We start from the raw sequence: 8,503 nt of genomic DNA, 5'->3' as shown, positions 1-8,503 counted from the left end.
GTCGCGAACGGGGCGGCGGCGAGCCCGAGGGCCAGCGCGTAGGTCATGGGTTTCATGCAATCTCTCCGTGTTCGTTCGGCGGCCGAAAGACCGTCGCAGCTCGGGTCCTGCGAAAGCCACGGGGCCCGACCGGGTGATCGGTCGCACCAAGGATGGCGGCGCCTAGCCAGATCCGACCTCGGCCAAATCCGACCTTGGCCTGGACCGAGACCGTTCTGAGCTGCGGCAGGCGGACCGTTAACGTCTCGACACCGCCGGCCATATGACGCTGACATGACGACTGCATGACACGCGCTGCGCTGAGCGTGGCTTTAAGCGGCGATGCGACATGAGCGGTGGATGGCACGGTTTGCGCGCTTTGCGCGTTACGTGTCCGATAGGACCGACGGCGTCGTGGCACTCGCCCGGCGAGTTCGGGAAGGTTCTGACCGTGGCGAAGGATTCGACCGAATCACTTCCTGGCGATACCCCGCAGGAGGATGCCTTCCAGGCCCTGCACGCCGAGCGTCAGGCCCTGGAGCGCGACCTCGTCCTGGCACAGCAGCGGCAACGTTACGGCCAGGATCAAGTCGATATCGCGCAGGCGGGCGAGGACGAGCGCACCCTGCTCGGGCGGCTGGACCATGTTCTCACGCAGCTGCGTGCGGCCGAGTATAAGAGGCGACCCGGCGCCCGGCGCTGGTAGCCTTGGCCCTCAGGCGGCGCGACGGCGGTCACGTTCCTTGTGGCGCATCCTCAGCAGAAGATCGACCTGAGCGTCGGTGATCGGCTGCGTGTCGCAGAGGTTCGCGTAGATCGAGCGGAGCTCGATCCCGAGATGGGCGCGCGTGTTCTCGGTGATCGTCGGCAGGGTGCCACTTGGCACGACGTCGGTCTGGCCGATGTCGGTCGTCCGATCCGTCGTCCTGGACATGTACTCGATCCACGCAGCGGTCCCGAGGCGAATCGCCGGACGGCCGTCAAGCGTTACGATTGCTGCAACATGGTTAACGAAACGTTACCGACGCCGCGCTACGACAGAGGTGCCTCGTTTCCGCATCGGTTCGTCCAGGGGCCGATCCCGCCTTTCCAGATCGATCCCGCCTTGCCAGGTCCATTCCTTCGCGCTCAGGCGTCCGCGGCCTCGATGAGGCTGGCGGCGGCGGCGCGGGCCTCGTCGGTGACGATGGCCCCCGCGAGCATACGGGCGATCTCTTCGCGCCGGGCCGGCGCGGCCAGCGAGGCGACCCGCGTCGCGACCCGGTCGCTCCCCTTCACCGCGTCCTTGGCGATGAGGAAATGGGTGCCCGCCCGCGCCGCGACCTGGGGGGCGTGCGTGACGGCCACGACCTGGACCCGTGCGGCCAGCCTGGCGAGACGTGCGCCGATGGCGTCGGCGACGGCTCCGCCGACGCCGGTATCGATCTCGTCGAAGATCAGGGTCGGAGCCGAGCCCTTGTCGGCCAGCACCACCTTGAGGGCGAGCATGAAGCGCGAGAGCTCGCCCCCAGAGGCGACCTTCATCATCGGGCCGGGGCGGGTGCCCGGATTGGTCTGCGCCCAGAACTCGACCCGGTCGAAGCCGCCGGCCTCGCGGGCCTCGGGATCGGTGGTGATCTCGGTGAGGAAACGGGCACGGTCGAGCTTCAGCGGCGGCAACTCGGCCTTGACGGCGGCATCGAGGCTCTTGGCGGCGCGGCGGCGGCCGTCGCTGAGCTTGGTCGCGGCCTTGACGTAGGCCGCCTCCGCAGCCGCCAGCGCCGTTTCGAGTCCCGTCAATGCGTCCTCTCCGGCGTCGATCGCGGCGACATCGGCGACGTAGCGCTCGCGCAGGGCTGCGAGGTCGTCGGCCGGAACGTCGTATTTGCGGGACGCCGCCCGCAGCGCGAAAAGGCGCTCCTCGACCCTTTCGAGGTCCCGCGGGTCGAACTCGGTCTCCCGCATGGCGGCATCGAGCACGGCGCGGGCCTCGTCGAGGGCGACGAGGGCGGCGTCGATGGCGGCGATGCAGGGATCGACGAGGGCGGGCACCTGCGACGACCGGCGTTCGAGCTTGCGCAGGGCCGAGGACAGGTGCGGGACCGCGGAATGGTTTCCCCCCGTGGCTTCCAGCGCCTCACCGATCTCGCGCGCGACCTTCTCGCTCTGCTGCATGATGGTGCGGCGCTCGGCCAGGCTCGCCTCCTCGCCTGCCTGAGGATCGAGCTGTTCCAGCTCGGCGACGGCGTGCCGGAGGAAGTCGGATTCCTTGCGTGCCGCCTCGACCCGGGCGCGATGTTCGGCAAGGGCCTTTCGCGCGTGGCGCACGACCTTGGCGGCTTCCGCGACTTGCCCGACCTGGCCCGTGAGGCCGCCGAAGGCGTCGAGGATGGCGCGGTGCGTTCCGGGATCGGCCAGCGCGCGGTCGTCGTGCTGGCCGTGGATCTCGACGAGGGCCGTGCCCACCGCCCGCAGCACCTGCACGCCCACGGGCTGGTCGTTGACGAAGGCGCGGGTGCGGCCGTCGGCCATCTGGACGCGGCGCAGGATCAGGTCGCCCTCGGTGTCGAGCTCGGCCTCCGCCGCGAGTTGCCGGGCGGGATGGTCCAGGGGCACGTCGAACACGGCGGTGACCCCGCCCTGGGACTCGCCGTGGCGCACGAGGCGGCCGTCGCCACGTCCGCCGAGCGCTAGCGCGAAGGCATCGAGCAGGATCGACTTGCCCGCCCCGGTCTCCCCGGTCAGGACCGAGAGGCCATCGCGAAAATTCAGCTCGAGCCGGTCGATGAGAACGATGTCGCGGATCGCAAGCTGGATCAGCATGCCGCGTGTCGGGCCTTGGCTGGAGGGCGTCTGGCCGCTTGTTTAGAGCATCGGCCCGAAAAGTGGGTACCGATTTTCGGCAAAAGCCGATGCACGGACGAAACCCTCGGCTCGCGTGCCCGTCACCCCGGGCGATCGATCCCCGCCGGCGCGGCGACGAACGCCGCGCGTCGGCACGCGCTACCGAGCCTCGGCGGTCCGGCCGATGACCGAGCGGTAGACCTTGCTGAGGAAGGACGTCTTCTCCTCGCGGGGCTCGAGGCCGCCGCTCTGGAGAAGTGCGAAGGCATCCTTGTACCAGGGGCTGTCGGGGAAGTTGTGGCCAAGCACGGCCGCGGCATTCTGGGCCTCGGCGGTGATCCCGAGGGCCATGTAGGCCTCGACCAGGCGCTCCAAAGCCTCCTCGGCGTGCCGGGTCGTCTGGTACTTGCTCACGACGTCGCGGAAGCGGTTGATCGCGGCCGGGAAGTTGCGGCGCTCGAGATAGAACCGCCCGACCTCCATCTCCTTGCCGGCGAGCTGGTCGCGGGTGATCTGGATCTTGGCCTTGGCGTCGGCGGCATATTCCGAGGTCGGGTATTTCTGGACGAGCTCCTGCAGGCCGACGAGCGCCTTCTCGGCGCGGTCCTGGTCGCGGCTCACGTCGGGGATCTGCTTATAGTGCGACATCGCCATCAGATACTGGGCGTAGGCCGCATCCTTGCTGGCCGGATGACGCTTGATGTAGCGCTGCGACGCGATGATCGCGTCCTCGTACTTCTGGCCCTCGTAATTGGCGTAGGCCGTCATCAGGAGCGCTTTGCGCGACCAATCCGAATAGGCGTACTGCTTGTCGAGGTCGCCGAACTTCTTGGCAGCGGCGTCGTAATCGCTGTCCTCCATCCGTGCCAAGCCCTCGCTGTAGAGCTTGTCGGCTGGAACGTCGGGGATCACCTCGGGCTTGTACTTCTCGGCGAAGGGATTGATCGAGTCGAGGGCGTCGCATCCGCCCAGACCGATGCCGCAGACGGCGAACAGCACGGCCGCGAGCGCGGAGCGGTTACGATCAGCCAAGGCCATTCCGGTCATCCCCCGCCGGATGCCGCCGCGTTCGGCGCGCATCGTCAGCCATGTCACGAGTCTGTCGAGCGAAAGGCGATACCATGCCAGGATCTCGGTGAGAGTCACCGGCGACCACGGTTCCGTTCACAGACGATGAACCTCTGACGGCAGATTTAGGCGCGAAAACGGCGAGCGCGCGACTCCAGCGAGCGGAGACTTCGCCGTGTCCTGAAAGCTACAGGTCGCCCGCGAAGGCCGCGAGGCTGAGGCCGGTGCCGAACTCGGCGATTGCGGCTTCGCGGCGGCTGCCGGCGGATTCGAGGATCGTGTAGTTGGCGCGGTCGGCAAACAGCGCGTCGATGATGGCGACGTTCATGCTGTGCCCGCCGCAATAGGAGCGGTAGGCGCCCTGGATCGGCAGGCCGGCCAGCGCGAGGTCGCCGACCGCATCGAGGAACTTGTGGCGGACGAATTCGTCCGCGAAGCGAAGGCCCTCGGGGTTCACCACCGCCGTCTCGCCGACCGCGATGGTGTTCTCGAGGGAGGCGCCCAGTGCGAAGCCGGCCTTCCAGTAGCGCTCGACGTCGCGCATCATGCCGAAGGTGCGGGCCGGAGCGATCTCGCGGCGGTAGGAGGCCGGCGTCAGGTCCATCGCCTTGCGGCTGCGGCCGATCACCGGGCTCTCGAAATCGATCTCGACGTCGAGGCGGAAGCCCCGGTCGATCGGGCGAAGCTCGGCGAACGACCGCTCGACCTCGACCCGTACGGTGCGAAGAACCTTGATCCAGCGGCGCTTGGCCCCGCACGAGACCGTGCCCACCGCGTCGATGGCCTTGACGAAGGGAAGCGCACTGCCGTCGAGGATCGGCATCTCCGGGCCGTCGATCTCGACGAGGACGTTGTCGATCCCCAGGCCGTAGAGGGCGGACATCAGGTGCTCGATGGTGGCGACGGCGCCGCTCTCGACATCACCGATCACGGTGCAGAGTTCGGTGGCGGAGACGCAGGCGTGGTGCGCCTGGATGAGCCGGTCGTTGCCGGTCTCGATGCCGGTCCGAAGAAAGGCGATGCCGTGATTGGCCGAAGCGGGCCTGAGGGTGATCCCGACCGGGTTCCCGGAATGGACGCCGATCCCGTCCAGCGAGACCGGAGCCTTCAATGTCGTTTGTTGGTTCGTTCGCATTCCATAGCCCCCGGCCGTGATCGGCTGCCGCACTGCCACATGATGGCGAGCGCGCAGCCCTTCGATCCGTCCGCTGCTTGAAGCCCCTGCGAGCGCTGACGGCGAAACCGCCGCGCCTTTTTCGTTCCAAAATTTCTATAGCCGGGCGACCGAAGGCGTCCAAATCACGGTTTCTTACGCTGTGTTACAGACACGCTTTCATCGCGTGATCCCGATTATCGTTTTGCACCAAGGGTTTAACACGCGGTTAAACCCGGGGTCGCGAGACCCCGGGTCTGTTGCCGAAAAGCCGCTCCGAAGAGAGACGTCGGTGATCAGTTCGCCTGACGGCGCAGGAAAGCGGGGATCTCGAGCTGATCGTCGTCCATCATGCGGGTTTGCGGCACTGCACGTCCCTGGGGATCGAGATGACCCTGAGGAGCGCGATATTGCGGGGCCTGGGCTGCCGCGAGACGCTTGGCGTGCTCGGCCTGCGCCGCAGCCTGGGCAGCGGCGTGAGGGGGAGCGACCGGAGCCCGAACCGGGGCCGCCGGGGCGGCCTCCGCCTCTTCGCGCCGTCCGCCGAAGCCGACGGTGGCGAGGCGGCGAAGCAGCGTCATCCGCTTGGAATCGGCAGGCTGCTCGATCGGCTCCTCGCCGTGCTTGGCGCGGATCTGGGCCTGGGCCGGCATCGGCAGGTCCTGGATCTGCGGCATGCGCGGGGCGCGGGCCACGGGCACCGCCGGGCGCGGCGGCATGTAGGGGCCGGCGGCCGGCATCGGGGCGTGCTCGGGTACCGGCATCGGCGTCGCCTCGTAGGGAACAGCCGCACGCGGCTGGGTCTGGGTCAGCACGACTTCGTCGCGCACCGGCAGGGGCGAGGGTGCGTCGAACCGCACCGGCTCGGGCTTCGGGGCCGCCGGCTCGGCGACCGACTCCGACACTATCGCCTGCGTCAGGGCAGGTTCCCCTCCGGCGGGGCGAAAGGTCGGCGCGGGCTGGCTGGCCCGCGCCCTCGCTTCTGCCCGCAGACGCTCCGCCACTTCGGCGATGCGCTGCTCGGTCTGCAGGATCTCGGTGCTGCTCTGGCCGCCATGGGCGGTGATCAGCGCCGGCTCGATGCCGGTTGCGACGACGGAGACGCGGATGATGCCGTCGAGGCTCTCGTCGAAGGTGGCGCCGAGGATGATGTTGGCGTCCGAATCGACCTCTTCGCGGATCCGCGTCGCGGCTTCGTCGAGCTCGTACAGGGTGAGGTCGTTGCCGCCGGTGATCGAGATCAGCAGGCCGCGCGCGCCCTTCATCGAGACGTCGTCGAGAAGCGGGTTGGCGATGGCCGCCTCGGCCGCGCGGTTGGCGCGGTTCTCGCCCGACGCCTCGCCGGTGCCCATCATCGCCTTGCCCATCCCGCGCATGATCGCGCGGACATCGGCGAAGTCGAGGTTGATCAGGCCTTCCTTGACCATCAGGTCGGTGATGCAGGCCACGCCCGAATAGAGCACCTGGTCGGCCATCGCGAAGGCGTCGGCGAAGGTGGTCTTCTCGTTGGCGACCCGGAACAGGTTCTGGTTCGGGATCACGATGAGCGTGTCGACCGCCGCCTGGAGTTCCTGGATGCCGGCCTCCGCCGTGCGCATCCGGCGCACGCCCTCGAACTGGAAGGGCTTGGTGACGACGCCGACGGTGAGGATACCCATGTCGCGGGCGGCGCGGGCGATGACCGGGGCCGCACCGGTGCCGGTGCCGCCGCCCATGCCGGCGGTGATGAAGCACATATGGGCGCCAGAGAGCTGGTCGCGGATCTCGTCGATGACCTCGTCGGCCGCCGCCGAGCCGACCTCGGGATGCGAGCCGGCACCGAGGCCCTGCGTCACGCCGAGACCCATCTGGATCACGCGCTCGGCCTTGGACGAGGTCAGCGCCTGTGCGTCGGTGTTGGCGACGACGAACTCGCAGCCGAGGAGGCCCGACTCGATCATGTTGTTCACGGCGTTGCCGCCAGCTCCGCCGACACCGAAGACGGTGATGCGGGGCTTCAGTTCCCGGATGTCCGGCGCCTGCAGACTGATGGCCATGGTGACGAGCCTCTCGTGCCTTTCACGTTTCATTTGACGCCCAATCCACAGAAGGGCGCCGATTTGCTTGTGCCGGACTTGCGGCCGGACCCCGCGTCTGGGGCCGGCCCGTCCGTCGTCCCTAGAAGCTCTCGCGGATCCAGCGTCCGACGCGCGAGAGGTAGCCGTCCGTCCCCGTGCCGGCGAAGGCGCCTTGGCCCCGCGGCTCGAAATGTTCCGCATGGGCGACCTGCGGGTAGACCAGCAGTCCCACCGCCGCCGAGAAGGCGGGTCCCTTGGCGGCTTCGGGCAGGCCGCGGATGCCGAGCGGCCGGCCGATCCTGACCTGGCCCTGCATGATCCGGCGGGTCACCTCGGGAAGGCCGACGAGCTGGCTCGCGCCTCCCGTCAGCACCACGCGGCGGCCGGCCTGGCTCGCGAAGCCCGCGTTGCGCAGGCGGTCCCGCACGAGCTCGATCACCTCCTCGACGCGCGGGCGGATGATCCGGACGAGCTGCGAGCGCGGCACGTGGGTGGGCGCGTCGCTCTCGTCCTCGCCGACCCCGTGGACCGCGATCATGTCGCGCTCGTCGGACGGCGTGGAGATCGCCGAGCCGTAGAGGGTCTTCAGCCGCTCGGCCGCGGCGACGCGGGTCGAGAGCCCGCGGGCGATGTCCATGGTGACGTGGTGGCCGCCGACCGCGATGGCGTCGACATGGACGAGATGGCCGCCGGAGAACACGCCGACGCTGGTGGTGCCGCCGCCCATGTCGACGACGCAGACGCCCATCTCGGCCTCGTCGTCGACCAGCGCCGAGAGACCGGCGGCGTAGGGCGTCGCGATGACGGCCTCCACGCCGAGATGGCAATGCTCCACCGCCAGCATCAGGTTGCGCGCGGCCGCCGCCTCGCTGGTGACGACGTGGAGGTCGACTCCGAGCGCGTCGCCGATCATGCCGGACGGGTCGATCACCGCGCCCTGGCCGTCGAGGGAATAGCCGGTGGGCAGGGCGTGCAGCACGGCGCGGCCGTGGCTGACGCCGTGGGCGCTCGCCGTCTCCAGCGCGCGCTCGACGTCGGCGGCGGTGACGGAGCCCGTCCGCACCGGCACGCGAGCGTCGAAATGCTGGGAGCCGATGCGGCCGCCCGAGATGTTCACGATGACCGATTGGACCTCGACCTTCGCCATCCGCTCGGCGGCGTGGACGGCTTGGCGGATCGCGCCCTCGGCGGCTTCGAGATCGACGATGGCGCCGCCTTTGAGCCCGTGCGAGCGCTGGTGGCCGATGCCGATGATGCGGGCGAGATGGGTGCGTCCGCGCAGGCTGGAGAGCGCTTCGGCCGGCTGCAGTTCGGCGATGAGGCAGACGACCTTGCTCGTGCCGATGTCGAGCACCGACAGCGTGGCGCTGCGGCGGGCCGAGAGCGGCTTCAGGCGCGGGGTGAGTCCGTGTTGCGAATGCAT

Annotated in this window: 7 protein-coding genes; all 7 read right to left on the bottom strand. The window is 69.1% G+C overall.

What is annotated here, in order from left to right; translation table 11 throughout:
* Positions 1–451: 451 nt before the first annotated feature.
* Positions 452–625 (bottom strand): hypothetical protein, encoded by a 174-nt coding sequence (locus tag ACFE7U_RS09185; RefSeq protein WP_375409416.1) that lies wholly within the window; start codon positions 623–625, stop codon positions 452–454.
* 69 nt (positions 626–694) lie between these two features.
* Positions 695–913 carry a hypothetical protein gene (locus tag ACFE7U_RS09180; RefSeq protein WP_375409415.1) on the bottom strand — a complete coding sequence of 73 codons (219 nt, stop codon included), beginning with the start codon at positions 911–913 and terminating at the stop codon, positions 695–697.
* A gap of 194 nt (positions 914–1,107) precedes the next feature.
* Positions 1,108–2,781, bottom strand: a complete 1,674-nt coding sequence (gene recN / locus ACFE7U_RS09175; protein ID WP_375409414.1) for a DNA repair protein RecN — start codon at positions 2,779–2,781, stop codon at positions 1,108–1,110.
* A 180-nt stretch (positions 2,782–2,961) separates the two neighbouring features.
* Complete coding sequence (locus tag ACFE7U_RS09170; RefSeq protein WP_375409417.1) at positions 2,962–3,840, bottom strand: outer membrane protein assembly factor BamD; 879 nt, start codon at positions 3,838–3,840, stop codon at positions 2,962–2,964.
* A gap of 217 nt (positions 3,841–4,057) precedes the next feature.
* Positions 4,058–5,005: a UDP-3-O-acyl-N-acetylglucosamine deacetylase gene (gene lpxC, locus ACFE7U_RS09165; protein ID WP_375409413.1), complete on the bottom strand. Its 948-nt coding sequence runs from the start codon at positions 5,003–5,005 to the stop codon at positions 4,058–4,060.
* A 314-nt stretch (positions 5,006–5,319) separates the two neighbouring features.
* Positions 5,320–7,059, bottom strand: coding sequence for a cell division protein FtsZ (gene ftsZ / locus ACFE7U_RS09160; protein WP_375409412.1), 1,740 nt, complete (start codon positions 7,057–7,059; stop codon positions 5,320–5,322).
* 121 nt (positions 7,060–7,180) lie between these two features.
* Positions 7,181–8,503, bottom strand: a complete 1,323-nt coding sequence (ftsA, locus tag ACFE7U_RS09155; RefSeq protein ID WP_375409411.1) for a cell division protein FtsA — start codon at positions 8,501–8,503, stop codon at positions 7,181–7,183.

Source organism: uncultured Methylobacterium sp., assembly GCF_964251405.1.
In the GTDB taxonomy this organism is placed as follows: domain Bacteria; phylum Pseudomonadota; class Alphaproteobacteria; order Rhizobiales; family Beijerinckiaceae; genus Methylobacterium.
Note: the sequence above shows the minus strand (reverse complement) of the source record. Positions and strands in the feature narration are given on the sequence as shown.